Below are 16157 nucleotides of genomic sequence, written 5' to 3'. Positions count from 1 at the left end.
TCCGAGAGAAGTCAGGGGAAACATTATGTCTTACATCGTGCCTTCGGAGTTCGTCACCAAAATGGTCGACGCCGGCGAATCCAAGATCTACATGTCAACGCGGGACACACTGATTCGGGCCTTTATGGCGGGCGCCATTCTGGCGCTGGCTGCCGCGTTTGCCATTACCGTAGCGGTCGAGACCGGCGTGTTCCTGATCGGCGCCATCCTGTTCCCGATCGGCTTTTGCATGCTTTACCTGATGGGCTTCGACCTGCTGACCGGCGTGTTCATGCTCACGCCCCTTGCATTGCTTGATAAACGCCCCGGAGTGACCCCGGCAGCCATACTGCGCAACTGGGGTTGGGTATTCCTTGGCAACCTGGGCGGCGCACTGACCGTCGCCTTCATGATGGCGTTTATCTTCACCTACGGTTTCAATACCGATCCCGGTGCCGTTGGCGCGAAGATCGCCAGTGTTGGTGAAGCGCGCACGCTTGGCTACGCGGAGTTCGGTGCTGCCGGCTGGGCCACCATTTTCATTCGCGGCATGCTGTGCAACTGGATGGTCTCCATGGGCGTGGTTGGCGCCATGATTTCCACCAGCGTCAGTGGCAAGGTACTGGCTATGTGGATGCCCATCATGCTGTTCTTCTTCATGGGTTTCGAGCACTCCATCGTGAACATGTTCCTGTTCCCGTCTGCCATCATCATGGGCGGCGAGTTCTCGGTGATGGACTACCTGTGGTGGAACGAGATTCCCACCGTTCTGGGTAACCTGGTTGGCGGCCTCGCCTTTACCGGCCTGACCCTCTACACCACCCATGTGCGCACCGCGCCCAAGCGCAAGGTTGCGGAAACCTACAACGACGCTGCCCTGGCCCGTACCAACTGAGTCGGGGCGTCCTGCAACTCCGGCTGCCGCACCCGCCGGAGTTGCGTTTTCCTTGATCGAGGAAATGCCGTTTCCCAATGACCAGCTCCCTTTCCGTTTCCGCCGGCCAGTACTCCGACGCTGGCGTCAAACCAGTCAACCAGGACTTCCACGGTTTACTGGTGCCAAAGGGCCACCAGCTGATCACCAAAGGCATCGCCGTTGCCATCGCCGACGGCATCAGCTCCAGCAATGTCAGCCAGATTGCCAGCGAGTCCGCCGTCGCGGGTTTCCTCAGCGACTACTTTTCCACTCCGGAAAGCTGGTCGGTGAAACAGTCCGCCCAACGGGTGCTGCTCGCAACCAATGCCTGGCTTCATGCCCAGACCCGGCAAAGCCAATACCGCTATGACCGCGACCGAGGCTATGTCTGTACCCTGAGCGTGATGGTGCTCAGGTCCGCCACCGCACATCTGTTTCATATCGGCGACACCCGCATCTACCGGGTTCACCACGACCAACTTGAACAGCTCAGCACCGATCACCGGCTCTGGCTCTCCCCGGAAGAGAGCTGCCTGACCCGGGCCATGGGCATTGGCCATCAACTGGATATCGATTATCGAAGCCTGCCGATCCAGCCCGGCGATACCTTTTTGCTGGCGACCGACGGCATCCATGAGCACCTGGATGAGCGAACCATGGCCGGTATCATCCGGGAATCTGGCGATGATCTGGACGCTGCCGCCCGCCGGTTGGCAGCCCAGGCCCTCGAACAGGGCAGTGATGACAACCTGACCGCCCAGATCATCCGGGTGAACTCGGTCCCCGCGGTTCCGGAAAGCAGCGAGCTGTTTCACCAGCTGGCCCAGCTGCCCTTTGCGCCGGAACTTCAGCCGGGCCAACATCTGGACGGTTACCGGATTCTGAGACAGATTCACGCCAGCAGCCGCAGCCATGTCTACCTGGCGGTGGATGAGGAAACCGATACCCGGGTGGTGCTGAAGATGCCCTCACTGGAACAGAGACACGATCCGGTCTACCTGGAACAGTTTTCCACCGAGCAGTGGATTGCCAGGCGAATCAGCAGCGCTCATGTCGCAAGACCGTTCCAGTCCAGCCAACGACCCAGCTTTCTCTACCAGGCCACAGAGTTCGTGGAAGGCTGTACCTTGCGGCAATGGATGCTGGACAACCCGGCTCCGACACTTGATACCGTGCGTGATCTCGTTGAGCAGATTGGTAAAGGCTTGAGGGCATTCCACCGGCTTGAAATGGTGCATCAGGACCTGAAGCCGGAAAACGTGCTGGTGGATCCCCATGGCACTGTCACGCTGATTGATTTCGGTGCCACCCGGGTCGCCGGCCTTGAGGACTCTGAGATCGGCGAACAGGCGGTTCCTCGGGGGGCCGCCCTTTACAGTGCCCCTGAGACCTTTCTCGGCGAGCCCGGCAGCTGGCTATCAGACCAGTTCTCCCTGGGCGTGATTACCTACCAGTTGCTCACCGGCCAGCTTCCCTATGGCGCGGAAGTACCGAAAATCCATAGCCGGAACCAGCTTCGCGGGCTGAACTACCGGCCCGCGAGACACTTACGTGAGAATCTTCCCGCCTGGGTCGACGATGCCATTGAAAAAGCGGTTCACCCTCAGGCCCACAGACGTTACCCGGCGCTCTCGGAATACCTGTACAAGCTGCGACACCCATCCGTCGACTGGCACAAGCGTCATCGGCCGCCGTTAATGGAGCGCAATCCCGTGGCCTTCTGGCAGGGTGTATCCGCGTTATTGCTCCTGGCGTTGCTGGCAGCCCTCGGCCTGGGCTGAAGCGGGTATTGCCCGAGCAAGTTTTTGCCCCACCAGCAATCCTTCGCCCGGCGTTCGGGCGCGCGGTTGCCTGGCCCGCCGGGGACATCTCCGAGAAAAAAGATAACCCACTGTTTTAAAAACTATTTCCTCTTCTGGCACAGGCTTTGTAATGAAAGTCCGCGTCCAGGGAACACCCGGGGACACTATTCATTCACAAGTCATGGAGCAGACTATGCCAACTCCTTGTTATATCAGCATCGAAGGCCAGACCCAGGGCAACATCACCGCCGGCGCATTCACGTCCGATTCTGTCGGTAACATCTACGTGGAAGGCCACGAAGACGAAGTGCTGGTGCAGGAATTCAGCCACGTTGTTACCGTACCGACCGATCCCCAGTCCGGTCAGCCATCCGGTCAGCGCGTGCACAAGCCGTTCAAGTTCACCTCCGCCCTGAACAAGGCCACCCCGCTGATGTACAACGCCCTCGCCTCCGGCGAGATGCTGCCCAAGGTCGAGCTGAAGTGGTACCGCACCTCCGTTGAGGGCAAGCAGGAGCACTTCTTCTCCACCATCCTCGAAGATGCCACCATCATCGACATCAACTGCAACATGCCCCACTGCCAGGATGCCGGCAACGCCGACTTCACCCAGCTGGTGACCGTTTCCCTGTCCTACCGCAAGGTAACCTGGGAGCACGCCGTTGCCGGTACTTCCGGTGCTGACGACTGGCGCTCGCCGATCGAGGCGTAAGTCGATCCGCAGTGAGCGGAATAGATGCTCCGGAGACGAAAGGGTCCACGGAGCATCAGCTTTAGAGCTTCAAGGAACGAAGAGCATGAGCGACTCAATTACTGAGAATGATGTTGATATCATTCAAGCAATCGTCCGGTCATTCTATGGACAAGGCAATGCCCGTCTGTTTACCTCATCCACCATTACAGATGAAACTATTGTCAAAATAGTAGAGTTATTGGCAGAAACGGAAGACTGCAGCACTTGGATTGACGCAGTTCCCAGCCCGCAGGATTTGCTTATGCCCGCCAATAAACTAAGAAAGTGGGCTCTGCGAATCATCAGAAAGTCCGGAGAGCCTTTTCTCACCGGCAACGTGCGCATTAACATAATGTGCAAGCGGTTCCGCGCCGCGCAATTCAAACCAGCTATAATCGACTCTTTAAATTAAACAGGGATGTGTTTCATGAAAGCGCTCATCGCTTGCGGGATTTTTTTGATCAGCCTGATCTCGGGTTGTGCTTCTATCAATCAACAAGCCATCGAGTTTCGCACTTCCAATGGTATTGCGTTCGAGTTCAATAGCAGACAATTCGATACTGTCGATATCCAACCTTCTGAAACACAGATTTGGCGCGGCTCGGAATTAGTGGGCTCTGTAGCGACAATGGAAACCAACGCCGACTTTTCAACGGCAGTAGAGGAGGTCAGACAGGGTTTTGGAGAAGCACAGAAGTCCTCTGGTGATGTGACAGAACTGGATTTGGGCGAAGGAGTCTATGGATTCTCTGCAACTGTAAACGGCTACACCACTGCTTTTATCGCCACGTCGAAACATCGATCTACATGGATCACTATTAGTGCTGATGAGAACATTTTCGACAACGTTCTATCTACTTTAAGAGTCAACTAGAGGCAGCGAAGACAACTGCTTCTGGCATCTGAGGGGCCCAAAGGATCTAAAATTTATGCCACCCACTTCCGACCACTGGCCGCAAACTCCACGACCAGCTCGAAAACGTTGTCACACTTCTCCTTGAACGCCACACGGTCGTAGCTCTCCGGCAGGTCTTTATCCAGAACTTCCTCAATGGCAGCCTTTACCGCACGCTGGGTCTGGCCATCCTTCCACCAATCCTGAACCAACACTTTCGGATGGCCTTCCAACAGACGGATGATCAGATCCTTTGCCGCCAGCTTTACTCTCTGTTCCTCGGCTCTGGTGAGTTTGTCCTTTTTCAACAGGTCGTAGATCTCCAGCTCATCCTCGCTGAGACCTTCACGGATATGCCGTTCTGATTCTTCCCGAATGTTACCAACGTACTGGACCAGATCTTCATAGTACGCATCCGCAGAGGAGCTCCCCGAATTGTACTTGTCGATGATCTCCTGCAACCGTTGGGCAAAGTCGGTACGGGTGTGGTTCTGCTCCAGAAGCTGCTGCAATTTGTCTTCGATAAAGGCGCGCAACTCTGCAATCTCAATGTGCTTGTACTCAGCTTTTTTGAAATCTTCACGGAGCTTATCGTAGTTGATCTTGCTCAGATCCCAGCCCTGGCCTTTCTGGACGATCTCGTATTCCGCGCGGTGCTCCTTGATGTTGAAAGCCTCGGCATTGTCCACCACCACGCTCTCGTCCAGCAGTTCCGAAATCTTCTGACTGATTTCGTCGATGTCGGCCTGCTCCACCAGTGCGTCCACCACCCCACGAAGGTACTGGATTGCCGCAATACGCTGATTGTCATGCTTTTGGAATATCTCGGGCTTGCAGGCCTCATACAGAGCCGTCACGGTGTTTTCGTAAACGTTAAACTGCTTGCGCCAATCGTCGTTACTCAGGAGGGTATCGGCCGCCTGGTTAAAGAAACCGATATTCTTGAAGGTATCCTGCTTCTCAAACACTGAATTCAGCTCGATATCCCGCTCCCGGCAGAACTCAAGTGTTTGGCTAACCGCATCATCGAGTAGTTCGAAGAGCTCAGACTTTTCCTGAACCGGCTGCTCCTCGCCATCCGCGCCCTGCGCGTAATCTTTCAGTGCTTTGCGCATGTTGCGGAACACGTTGTAGTAATCAACGATTTCGCCGTTTCTCTTCTCAACCAGATCACCGCTGTGACCTTTGACGCGATATGAAGCCACCCGGTTCGCCCGGGCAATGGTCTGCATCAGGGTATGACCCTTCATGGGCTTGTCGAGGTAAAGCGTGGATACAGTTGGCGCATCAAACCCGGTTAGCCACATGGCGCAGACGAACACCAGTTGAAGAGGGTGCTCCGGGTCTTTAAAGTTGTACTCCACGTCGTGCATATGTTCATCAAGCTGCTCCAGGCGCTTGATGTGCGGCTTGATATCCAGGCCCTGCTTCTCGAACTTTTCCTCGTCCGCTTTCGGATCGCTGATCACTACGGCCATCTCGACCGTTTTCATGTAATCCCGGATCTTCTTGTAGCGGGCCCTCTCAACTTCGTTGGTCGATTCTTTGATCAGCTTCAGCAGGCGTTTCTGTTCGTCCTTCCAGTGCTGCTGCACCTTGTCGTACATGCGCACAGCGGTGAACTTGTCCAGCGTGATGACCATGCCCTTGCCGAGATAACCACGGCGGGGAAAGTGGTACACGATGTCCCGGGCAATGGTATCCAGGCGGTCGTCCCGCTTGATCACTTCCAGTTCACGGGCGTACTTTTTCTCTAGCTTCTCCTGCTGGGCTTCGTCCAGGTTTTCGTCTTCCAATAGCTCGTAGAACTCATCCCCCAGATCGTCGTTCTGGATCAGAACCTTCGGCACCCGTTTCTCATAAAACAATGGCACGGTGGCATTATCTTCCATCGCCTGCTGGAAGTTGTACTCAGACACATAATCGCCAAACCAGCTGTTGGTCTTGCGATCACGCCCCAGCAACGGCGTGCCGGTAAAGGCCAGGAAGTGAGCTCCCTCCAGGCCTGCGCGCATATTTTCCGCCAGGCTCTTGTACTGGGTTCGGTGGGCCTCATCCACCATTACTATGATTTCCCGGTTTTCCTTTTCGGGATCGAACAGCCGAGGGTACTTGCGCCCCTTTTCGTAACGGAACTTCTGGATCAGGGTGAACACCACCTTCTTGTTCTGACCTAGAAACTTGCGCATTTCCTCGGCGTTGGCCGGCTGGGCAGCATCCTCTTTACGAACCGTTTCCGTATTGAGGAAATTCCGGTAAATCTGACCGTCCAGATCCTGACGATCAGTCACCACCACAAAACTGAAGTTGCCCGTGGCTTTCCGGAAGATCTTGCGGGCGTAAAAAATCATTGAAAAGCTCTTGCCCGATCCCTGGGTGTGCCAGAATACCCCCAATTTGCCATCGTGTTCCCGACGATTCAGGAAACGCTCATAGGCGTTGTTCACCCCCAAAAACTGGTGATTCTGGGCAATGATCTTGGTTTCACCCTTATGGAAGAGGATGAAGTTCTCGACGTAGTCCAGCAGGCGAGATTTTTCGCACAGGCCATCGGCAGCATGTTCCAGGCTGGTGGCCTGCTCGGTAATTTCCTTGCGATTTACCGCCTCATTCTCACTCTCCACCCGGAACCAGTTAAAGAAGTGTTCCCAGCCGGCAGTGAAGCTTCCGACCCTGGTTTCCAGAGCGTTGGACAGCACACAGAATGCGTTACAGTGGAACAATTGGGGAATGTCATGCCGGTAACTGCGCAGGTTATCCTCGAAGGCATTGCGCAGCCGCACATTGGAGTTCTTCAGCTCGATAAAGACCAGGGGCAACCCGTTAACGTACAGGATTACATCGGGGCGACGGTAGGCGGACTTCGGGGCCTGGCCCACCGACTTGATCCACAACTGGGAGACCGCCAACCAGCGGTTCTGTTTCGGATCGTCAAAATGAACCAGCCGGACTTTCTCATGCTGTTTGATGCCGCGCTCATCATCAAACTGAACCGGCACGCCATCCCGGATCACGTCATACAGTTCCCGGTTGGCAGCAATCGGAGACATTGCCCCACGCCGGTTCATCACGCGCTCAATGGCTTCGTCGATCTTGCTTTCAGGGATGTCGGGATTCAATTCCAGGCAGGCGGTTTTTAACTCGACCGGGAAAATCACATCCCGTTTATCCGCACGGTGGGAGCCATCGTTCGGGTCTTCCGGCTTTGCGGTATAGCAGTCCAGCACATTGAAACCATGAATATGCTGGAGACGCTGCAACAGCGCCTGCTCGATATTGTCTTCCGAAATAAAACTAGCCATCGGCCTGCCGACTCCATGGACCGGGTGGATGCCAGATTTCCTCGGGGGCATCCGTGACGTTACCGTCCATCACCGGCCCAAGAAACTCAACCACCGCCTCTACAACTTCCGAAAATGCCTCCGGCACATGATCCTGGCCAAGGCGTTTACGGAAAGCCTGCCACTGTGGCTGTTTGCTGTCCATAAAAGCGGCAGAAAAGGGATTGGTTTCAGGGATTTCGGTTCCGCGTTTCTGGAAGGTGCCTTTAACGGCACCCTTCAGGTTTTCCAGGCGGAACTCGTGTTGGAGCGAGAGCAACCAGATGTCGTAAAAGTCTTTCATGCGACTGTTTAGCTCACCAAGGTTCACCATCGCCTGGAACTTCTCGGCAATGGACGATTCCGGGGTGTAACACTTGATACGTGCAGCGGGAAAATCCAGTAAGGTTGGAAACTCCAGCCAGGAGGGGAACGGAAATACGGGATCACCAAAGCCAATATCCAGTTGCATCGGAATTCTGGCCTTGTCGAGAAAACCAGTGAAGGTCACCCTCAGCCCCTGGTAGTCCGCATCTTCGGTGATGGTTTCTGCCTTCAGGGTATCCCGATCGAAATGCAACCCGTCATCCATCACTTCAGCGGCAATAATTTCTTGTACCTGGTCCAGGATCGCCTCAGGTTCATTGCTGGTCTGGCCCAGCATATCGATATCCCGGGTCGGTCTGCTGGTCGGCCCCTGCATGGCCCAGAGCATCAGCGCACCCTTGAGCGTAAAGCAGCCGCTGTGGGGCGATTGACTGAGGCGGTAAAGAAACCGCTCCATAGCGTAATACTGCAACAGCTCCTGAAAGGGGCGCTTTTCTTCCCGGGACTTATTCAGCAGTTTCTGGCGAACAGACGCGGCGGTGTTTTTGGCCATCGTGATCTCCTTTCACTTGGGTTATTCCAGTGATTGACTGATTCCATTCACAGCCTGGCTTCCACATAGGGGCCCATCACATTGGCGACCCGGCAGATTCGGGCGTATTCCATCAGTTTGCCCGGAAGAAAGGTTTTGCGAGTGCGATAAAGATCCAGTGCCTCCAGCGCCACATCCATGCCGATACGATTCCGAAACTTGAAACAGTCCGCCAGGGTTTTCTCCGGGTTGTAGACGTTCAGAGTAATGCCATCTACGTCGACCTGCTCGATGCCCGCACTAAAGGCCTGCCCGGAGAACCGATAACCAGCCACCGGCGGATAGTCCAGCACTGGCAGACGGGCATCCCGATCCACCGCCAGATGCACCTGGTGGGGAATCTGTGTGGTTATACCGTGCCAGTCCAGCGCGGAAATCAGGCAAAGCACCGCACCAGGGAACCGAGTAGCGGCGGCCACCAGATCCGGGTTTTCAATAGGAGGCAGGTCCGCCAGCCGGTACAGGCCGCGGCTGACCGGCTCAATCACCCCTTCGTCCCGAAGCTGATAGAACTGGTACCGACTATAGCCCCGGGCCAGCGCTTCGCTCAGGCGGAGTTGGCCGCCGTGCTGTCGGAACAGGGTTTGGAGTTGTGCCCGGGAGGATCGGGCAGAGCCGGAATCAGACAAACCGTCACCACTTATTGATATCTGGTGACAGTTTGTCTGATTACCGTTAGGGGTTCAAGCGGCGGCTTCGTCGGCGCTGTCCGACTGGGCACCCTGCATGGAGGGCGGAAACTGGATATCCAAGTTTTCCAAGGAGAGTTTGCCGGAGATCAGGCGGGGGAGGAGTTGGTTTTTGGTTTTCTCTAAGTTATCGTTCATTTTGATCAACGATCTTTTCTGATCGTAAAGAGGCTTCACCAGCTCTTCGAATTGCTCGATCAATCCACTCTTCGGAACCAACACTTCGTTTGAATAGGCTTGTTTTCGATTCAAACCCGGTACGGCTGCATCGTTATTTATAAAATTAACGGAATGCAGGAGGTAATACAGGAAATGTTCGCTCAGATCAGACACAACGTAATAAACGGTATCGATTGGGTAAAAGGCAACATCTGACCAATGAATCGCCCCTACATTACCCTTCCGACCCACGATAATCCCCGGCCGCTCGACGAGAGCTTCGTTGTGGAAACCAACAACGCCGCTTGAGCCATAAACAGGAACAGTGCCCTCAACACGATCCTCACTTTTCAGAGCTTTTCCATACTGAAGAGCCAAGATGTCATTGAGCCTCTTGATCGACCAACCAGCCGGAAGCCCCTTCTCAAAATCCGCCTCCTGCCACCCCGGGAACCGGAACCGCACAAACCACTCGCGGTAGATTTCCTCGGCCATGTTTTCGAGCAGGGTGATGCGGCGTTTGTTATTTTCGATCAGGTCATCGTAGGCAGATAACAAACCAGCGATCTTTCTTTGCTCGCCAATAGGCGGGTGAGGAATTACCAATCTTTCTGCATCCGGCACCCTGACATGCTCAACTGTAGAGCCAGATCCCAATGCCGAAATCTGAGCCTGCAATGTTGGACCAAGAAGCGAGTAATACAGGAATCGCTGGTCTAAGTTGATCCCGTCAGCACGGAAGATCATCGTTCGCTGACCAAGGAATACCTTGTCATCAGTTCTGATTAAACCGATATCTCCCAGCGGCGCTTCCCGGGTTAAAACAACATCACCTTTTCTTGGAGTCAGCCTACGATTCCACTTGATGAAAGTGGCCTCGTCCACGCATCTTGCACCTGACAAATCAATCCGACCGTTCTTCACATTGGTTGTACGAATCATTTTGTAGGGCGTTTCGTAATCGACAACAGGTGCAGTCTTGTTCACGCAGTCCACGATTTGACTGCAAATTTCGCGTGCTTCAGCCAACTTCCAGCTATCAGGGAAAAGACTCATGACTTATCAATCACCTGTTCCATATTTCTCGCGATCAGCGATGACAAATCAGCGGCGGCATTGTTCAACTCAACTAAGTCATCATTCATCCGCGACATTTCGTCAATGAACTCCTCCTCGGTCTTCCCATCCTCTTCAATAACAACCCCCACATAACGACCCGGATTCAGGGAGTAATCCTGCTCTTTCACTTCCTCCGGTGTCGCCAGCTTGCAAAGGCCCGTTACATCCTCGTACTCAGCATTCGGGAAGCGTTCCTGAAGCCAGTGAATATGCTGGTAATAGGCCTCCGCACTGCGAACTTCCTTGTGCAGTTCCTCCAGCGCCTCTTTCAGGCGGCGGGCGTTGCGGTCGGTGGAGGTGCGTTTGCCGGCCTGTCTGGCCTCTTCCGCGCTGGCCTTTTCGTGCTGGCGTACCACTTTGTCCAGCTGCTTCAGGCCGGTGTGCAGTTGCTGGAAGAACGGATCAAACTTTGCTCTCAATTCGTGCTGGGTGCGGTTGGCGGTTTCGATGGCCTCCGGGGTGCCCAGGTGCAGGTCGGCAGCTTCGGTGTAGGCATCACTGGCTTGCTGCAGGGCTTTCAGGCCCTGCCACTGGCTGACCAGTTCGCCCACGGCCTGCTTGCCCTGGGCGTCGTCCAGCACGTCCAGTAACTGCTCACTTACCGGCTCCACCTTTTCACGGTTGGCCAGCAGTTGTTCCATGCCCTTGCGGAAGTAGCTGTCCACCAGCCGGATAAAGTCGGCCCGCTTGCCTTTGTGCAGTTTGCTGATGATGGCGATGTTCTGGACCTGCTCCTCACTGAATTCCCGATGGGCCCGGTCGATCTGGGTGAAGATGTTACGGGCATCGATAAACAGTATGCGGTCGTCCTGCTTGTTCTTGTCGAAGAACCAGAGGGTGGCGGGCAGGGTGACCGTATAGAACATGTTGGACGGCAGGGTGAGCATGCCGTAGATCAGGTTGTTCTCGATCAATGTCTGGCGAATGTCCGCCTCGCTGTGGCGGGCATCGGAGGCAGAGTTCGCCATCACCAGCGCCGCACGGCCGCTGTCCGGAGTGTTGTCCTTAAGTGAGGTGGCAAACAGGTTGATCCACAGGTAGTTGGCGTTGGGAACGGTTTCCTTGCCCTTTTCGCTGGCTTTGGCCTTGGTTTTCTTGCGGGGCAGGCCGTAGGTGTTGAAACGGGGATCGTCTTCCACCGAGGCCAGGGGCACGTCGTCCACGTTGAACGGCGGATTGGCCATCACGAAGTCGAATTTTCCGAAGCCGTCAAAGGGGTTTTCGGTATAGCTGTTAGCCTGGCGTATCTCACCCCGCAGTCCGTTGACCGCCAGGTTCATCTTCGCGAGCTTGACGGTATCCAGGGTCTTTTCCTGGCCGTAGACATAGAGCTGGTCTTCGTCGTGGGCTTCGCCCAGTTCGTCCAGCTTCTTGCGGTGGCGCTCCACGAATTGCTGGGACTGCACGAACATCCCGGCAGACCCGCAGGCCGGGTCGTATACCGTGCCGTGGTGGGGTTCGATGATTTCCACCATCAGTTTGACCACGGAGGTAGGGGTGAAGAACTCACCACCTTTCTGGCCTTCGCTCAGGGCGAATTTGCCCAGGAAGAATTCGTAGATTTTGCCGAAGATGTCGCCATTGGCATCAGCCGGGATGTTGGAGAAGTTCTTCAGCAGTTCCGCCAGCAGGGTGTTGCTGGTGCGGGTAAGGGCGAAGTATTCGTCCTTGGGCAAGATGCCATCCAGCTCGGGTTTGTATTCCTCGATGGCTTCCATGGCCTGTTTGATCTTTCGGGCCAGGTCTTCCTGCTCCGGCAGGCCCAGGAGGTAGTGGTAACGGGCGTGATCCGGGAGATAGAAACCGCATTTCTGGATGGCAATTTCGGAGATCGGTTTGTCCCGCCGGGTGCCTCTGAATTCCGCAAACTCTTTGGTGATGTCCGGCTCGGCTCGCTTGTACTTGTTGTCGGCGAATTTCAGGAAGATCAGGCCGAGTACCGGCGTGGCGTATTCGCTGGACTTGAGATCGGAGTTGGCCCGCAGGTTATCGGCGGCAGACCAGAGGTCATCTTCAAGCTGTTTGAGCTGTTCGGCATTCATGGTGGAAAGGCGTCTCCTGAAACTACCACTACACAAAATGTGGAGAGACTCTAAACAACATTGGGAAACCAGACCATAGCAAACCGTAAATTCGAACGTTAAGCTTGTCTATTCTTACGCATCCGTGAAGTAGCCAGGTACCCAAGTTTGCAGAAAACGCCCCTACCAACCCAGACCGCCATCAGCCTCGGCGAGCTCATGTGCACCGTCACCCGGGACCGGCTCTGGCAACCGGCGGAGCAGTGGGTCCGGGAACGCAATCCGGGCAGCGTCCTGCATTGCCGGGTTGGGTCCGGCCAGGCCACCTATCACCGTTACGATTCTCGAGACCGGCAACACCTGATCACCTACGGTGCCCGCATGATTGCCGCCAAGCACCAGCCGGAGACGGCGAGCGGCTGGCTGTCGGGCCGGGAGATCCGGAAACGGGGTTACTTTGGTGGGGAACTGAGCACCCTGAATTTGCTCGCACACACCTGCTGCCACGAGTTTGCCCATCTCCTGCAGCAAAGTGCCGGCCAGCGATATCGCGGATCCGTGCACAACCGCCATTTCTACACCATTCTGGATGAGTTGCACGAGAACGGGGCCGCGCAAGCGACCCGTAAGGCCCTGGCAGATGAGGCGAGGGAACAGGGTCTGGCGCTACCGGATACGCCCTTCGAGCCTGTGGACACAAGGCAACAGATTGCCCACTGGCAGGTGGGTGATACTGTGCGATTCGGGGCCGGCCGGCGGGAACTGCACGGGCAGATCATTCGGGTCAATCGAAAGACCTGCACCGTGGACGGCATCGGGCACTCGAAAGGGGTGCGATACAGAGTGCCTGTGCAGGTGCTAAGCCCGCTTACACCACCTCGGTAGCGGCAACCAGAAGGCTCCGTATCTCCGGCACACAGGACCCACAGTTGGTGCCGCATTTGAGCTCACGGCCGAGGGCATCAAGGCTGTTGGCACCCCGCCCAATCGCCTGCTGAATCTGTCGGTCCCCAACCTGGAAGCAGCTGCAAACCAGGTTGCCGGCATCATCCCCATCGACGGCCTTTGCCGCCAGCAGGCCGCGCCGGCTCGCCTCGTCGAGCTCTGGCTGACTAAAGCAGCTGACCAGCCAGTCCACGGATGGCAGGGCAGCCGCGTCACGATCCACCATGAGTACCGCCTCCAACTGACCATTGCGCAACCGCGCCGCCCGGAAGCGGCCTTCGCGGACATCTTCCATCACCAGCTGCGGCTGGCCGCCGAGCCAGTCTGGCACAGCACTTTTCCAATCCATTTTGCACTGCCCCGCCACGATCCAGCTATCGCAATCGGGCAGAACCTGTTGGGCCCAGTAGTCTGCCTTCCAGCGTTTTGGACGATCCCGTCGCACCAGCAAACGTCCATACCAACGGGCAGGCCAGTGGGTGAGGGTCGCACGGCCATACTTGGCCTCCGGTTGCCCGGATATGGGGTCCACCAGGCTGTCAGTCAGCGCTGTCGCCAGACCCTGCCCGGTGAACTGATCGTTCCAGTGGATCGGCACAAACACCTCACTACGCCGCTGCTCCGGCGCACTGCGCACCCGGCCGACAAAGTGCCCATGGGCACTCTTCAGTGTTGCCAATGCCCCCGGGCTGAGGGAAAGCGCCCGGATATCCTCGGGATGCACCTCAATGAACGGCTCGGGGCGATGGGCCAGCAACCGGCTGGACCGGCCTGTCCGGGTCATGGTGTGCCACTGGTCCCGGATACGGCCCGTATTCACGATCAACGGAAACGCTTCATTCGGATTCCTGGCCGGTAATCGAGAGGCAATCGGTATCAGGCGGGCGCGCCCGTTGGCGGTCGCAAACCGACCGTCAGTGAACAGTCGCCTGGAATCAGACGCCGCCACGGTAACCGGCCATTGGACAGGCTCAAGCAACTCGTATTGTTCATTGCTCAACTCCGCCAGCCCGGAAATATCGAAGAAACGCTGACCGGCGTTCTCGAACCCCGACAACCGGGCATGTTCCCGAAAAATGTCCGCGGGCCGTTCATAGTCAAAGCCCGCCTGGTGTCCCAGCGCGCGGGCCACCGCACTGACGATCCACCAGTCCGGCCGGGCCTCTCCGGGCAACGGCAGAAAGCGCCGCTGACGGGAAATGCAGCGTTCAGAATTGGTAACCGTGCCGTCTTTCTCACCCCAACCCGCCGCCGGCAACAGGATGTCTGCATGCCGGGCGGTGTCAGTGTCCCTGACGCAATCAGACACAATGACAGTCGGGCACAGGTCCAGGGCCCGCCGGATACGATGGGTCTCCGGCAAACTGACCGCAGGGTTGGTGGCCATGATCCACAACACCTTGATATCACCCCGCTCAACCGCATCGAACAGATCGACGGCTTTCATGCCCGGTCCATCTGCGACCGCCTCGGTCTCCCAGAACCGGGCCACGCGGTCCCGGGCATCCAGGCTGTCGTAATCCATATGAGCGGCAAGGGTGTTGGCCAGCCCACCCACTTCCCGGCCACCCATGGCATTGGGTTGGCCGGTCAGGGAAAGGGGGCTGGCGCCGGGCTTGCCCACCCGGCCTGTGGCCAGATGGCAGTTGATAATGGCGTTGCCTTTATCGGTGCCGGCCGAAGACTGATTGATGCCCTGGGAGAACGCCGTCACCGTGCGCTGCTCCTCTGCGAACCATCGGTAAAAGGTAATGACATCTTCTACCGGCAGTTCACAGATCCTGGACACCGCTTCGGGAGAGGGTGCCGCGGATTCGGCAGCGCTAAGGCTGGCGTCAAAACCTTCACAATGATCCGCCAGGTAACCATGGTCAACTGCCTGCTGGTCGGCCAGCCAGACCAGTAAGCCATTGAACAGCACCGTATCGGTCCCGGGACGAATGGCCAGATGCAGATCCGCCAGATCGCTGGTCGCGGTTTTACGGGGATCAATCACCACCACCCGGCGGCCGGGTCGCGCCGAAGCCTGCATTCTCTGATACAGCACCGGATGCGCCCAGGCGGCATTGCTGCCCGCCAGCACCAACAGGTTCGCCAGTTCCAGGTCTTCATAACAGCCGGGAACCAGATCCCCGCCAAAGGCCCTTTTATGGGCAGCGACGGCGGACGACATGCACAGGCGGGAATTGGTATCCACGTTGGGTGTGCGGATAAACCCCTTGGCCAGTTTGTTGGCCACGTAATAATCTTCCGTCAATAACTGACCGGAGAGATAGAAGGCCACAGACCCGGGCCCATGAAGCGCCACTGATTCACGAATCTGTCGGGCCACTTCCGCCACTGCCTGCGGCCAGGCACTTTCACGACCGTGAACAACAGGCCGCAACAGTCGTCCATCAGGAGTCAGCGTTTCGTGTAAGGCAGAGCCCTTCACGCAAAGGCGCCCCAGATTCGCCGGATGTGTCTCATCCCCGCGGGTCGCAGATGGCGTTGCGCTCACTCCACAACCCACACCGCAATACGGGCAGGTGGTTTGAACCGTCGCCGGTTTTTTGTTGGTACCGGTCACAGCACCTCCTCGGGTTTCATAAAAAAAGCCCGCCAATCCGGATGCCTTGGAGGCGCATCAGGGGCGGGCTTCGTTGCCAGTGGAATCAGGT

At 56.6% G+C, this 16157-nt stretch carries 12 protein-coding genes; 6 read left to right on the top strand and 6 right to left on the bottom strand.

Annotated elements, in window-relative coordinates; all coding sequences use genetic code 11:
- The first annotated feature begins 25 nt into the window (after positions 1 to 25).
- From MDHKLMBL_RS06855 to MDHKLMBL_RS06835, 5 genes are all read left to right on the top strand, one after another.
- Positions 26 to 874, top strand: coding sequence for a formate/nitrite transporter family protein (locus MDHKLMBL_RS06855; protein WP_008176963.1), 849 nt, complete (start codon positions 26 to 28; stop codon positions 872 to 874).
- A gap of 77 nt (positions 875 to 951) precedes the next feature.
- Positions 952 to 2676, top strand: a complete 1725-nt coding sequence (locus MDHKLMBL_RS06850; protein WP_104270430.1) for a bifunctional protein-serine/threonine kinase/phosphatase — start codon at positions 952 to 954, stop codon at positions 2674 to 2676.
- A gap of 214 nt (positions 2677 to 2890) precedes the next feature.
- Positions 2891 to 3409, top strand: a complete 519-nt coding sequence (locus MDHKLMBL_RS06845; RefSeq protein ID WP_008176957.1) for an Hcp family type VI secretion system effector — start codon at positions 2891 to 2893, stop codon at positions 3407 to 3409.
- 85 nt (positions 3410 to 3494) lie between these two features.
- Positions 3495 to 3842, top strand: a complete 348-nt coding sequence (locus tag MDHKLMBL_RS06840) for a hypothetical protein (protein ID WP_104270429.1) — start codon at positions 3495 to 3497, stop codon at positions 3840 to 3842.
- 15 nt (positions 3843 to 3857) lie between these two features.
- The gene (locus MDHKLMBL_RS06835; RefSeq protein WP_104270428.1) at positions 3858 to 4304 is read left to right on the top strand and encodes a hypothetical protein; all 447 of its coding nucleotides are present in this window, start codon (positions 3858 to 3860) and stop codon (positions 4302 to 4304) included.
- 53 nt (positions 4305 to 4357) lie between these two features.
- Here the strand turns inward: MDHKLMBL_RS06835 and MDHKLMBL_RS06830 are convergent, their stop codons facing one another.
- The 5 genes from MDHKLMBL_RS06830 to MDHKLMBL_RS06810 are packed head-to-tail and all read right to left on the bottom strand — an operon-like array spanning position 4358 to position 12573.
- Complete coding sequence (locus tag MDHKLMBL_RS06830) at positions 4358 to 7627, bottom strand: type I restriction endonuclease subunit R (protein ID WP_104270427.1); 3270 nt, start codon at positions 7625 to 7627, stop codon at positions 4358 to 4360.
- Positions 7620 to 8525 carry a nucleotidyl transferase AbiEii/AbiGii toxin family protein gene (locus MDHKLMBL_RS06825; RefSeq protein ID WP_104270426.1) on the bottom strand — a complete coding sequence of 302 codons (906 nt, stop codon included), beginning with the start codon at positions 8523 to 8525 and terminating at the stop codon, positions 7620 to 7622. Before MDHKLMBL_RS06825 ends, MDHKLMBL_RS06830 begins: the two co-directional genes overlap by 8 nt.
- A gap of 47 nt (positions 8526 to 8572) precedes the next feature.
- Positions 8573 to 9193, bottom strand: coding sequence for a type IV toxin-antitoxin system AbiEi family antitoxin domain-containing protein (locus tag MDHKLMBL_RS06820; RefSeq protein WP_241956187.1), 621 nt, complete (start codon positions 9191 to 9193; stop codon positions 8573 to 8575).
- 54 nt (positions 9194 to 9247) lie between these two features.
- The gene (locus MDHKLMBL_RS06815) at positions 9248 to 10468 is read right to left on the bottom strand and encodes a restriction endonuclease subunit S (protein WP_115483693.1); all 1221 of its coding nucleotides are present in this window, start codon (positions 10466 to 10468) and stop codon (positions 9248 to 9250) included.
- On the bottom strand, positions 10465 to 12573 hold the full coding sequence (locus MDHKLMBL_RS06810) for a type I restriction-modification system subunit M (protein WP_104270425.1): 2109 nt from the start codon (positions 12571 to 12573) through the stop codon (positions 10465 to 10467). The genes MDHKLMBL_RS06815 and MDHKLMBL_RS06810 overlap by 4 nt, the downstream gene beginning before the upstream one ends.
- Before the next feature lie 198 nt (positions 12574 to 12771).
- On the opposite strand from MDHKLMBL_RS06810, the gene MDHKLMBL_RS06805 reads away from it, so the two are divergent.
- Positions 12772 to 13437 carry a hypothetical protein gene (locus tag MDHKLMBL_RS06805; protein WP_104270581.1) on the top strand — a complete coding sequence of 222 codons (666 nt, stop codon included), beginning with the start codon at positions 12772 to 12774 and terminating at the stop codon, positions 13435 to 13437.
- Here MDHKLMBL_RS06805 and MDHKLMBL_RS06800 read toward each other — a convergent pair.
- On the bottom strand, positions 13421 to 16066 hold the full coding sequence (locus MDHKLMBL_RS06800) for a nitrate reductase (protein ID WP_104270580.1): 2646 nt from the start codon (positions 16064 to 16066) through the stop codon (positions 13421 to 13423). The genes MDHKLMBL_RS06805 and MDHKLMBL_RS06800 overlap by 17 nt on opposite strands.
- Positions 16067 to 16157 lie beyond the last annotated feature (91 nt).

The organism is Marinobacter flavimaris, assembly GCF_002933295.1.
Classification (GTDB): Bacteria; Pseudomonadota; Gammaproteobacteria; order Pseudomonadales; family Oleiphilaceae; genus Marinobacter; species Marinobacter flavimaris.
This window is presented reverse-complemented; position numbering and strand designations above follow the sequence as displayed.